The following is a 460-nucleotide window of genomic DNA, read 5'->3' on the forward strand; positions in this document are numbered from 1 at the left end:
CCTATAAATCAATGGGTTTCGGTTAATCACTATAAATGGTGGGAGTATGGCCATAAACTAGAAGATTTTCTTGAAGAATATCAAAATATCAGTAAGATAATGCTTGAGTATTCGGAAAAATATAAGAATTATGCGTTTTTCGAAAATACCTCAATACAAAATGAACAAGAGTTAGGGAAACTATTGGACTTCCTGAATATTAAAGAAGTTGATAATCAAGTGGTTCAAAAAAAATATATAAATCCAAAAATTCTTGGGAAAAGGGAGACTCCATCTATAGAAAAAAAAATAAAGAAAAGTGATGCTTTTGAGAAGTATAGATTAATGCAGGAAAAAGTAATTACTAAGAGTACATGAGAATAGTAGAATCTCTGTGGAAAATAAAGAACGGCAATTTGTTGTCTGAATCATATTATTTCTTCAACATAGTAAGGAGAGTATAAATGTTAATTTATGGTAG

General features: G+C 29.1%; 1 protein-coding gene. It reads left to right on the forward strand.

What is annotated here, in order from left to right; all coding sequences use genetic code 11:
- Positions 1–357 (forward strand): hypothetical protein (locus A7D14_RS20165; RefSeq protein WP_176712452.1); only part of this gene is annotated, 357 nt, incomplete at its 5' end.
- Positions 358–460 lie beyond the last annotated feature (103 nt).

Source organism: Allomuricauda sp. CP2A (genome assembly GCF_001683915.1).
GTDB lineage: Bacteria > Bacteroidota > Bacteroidia > Flavobacteriales > Flavobacteriaceae > Flagellimonas.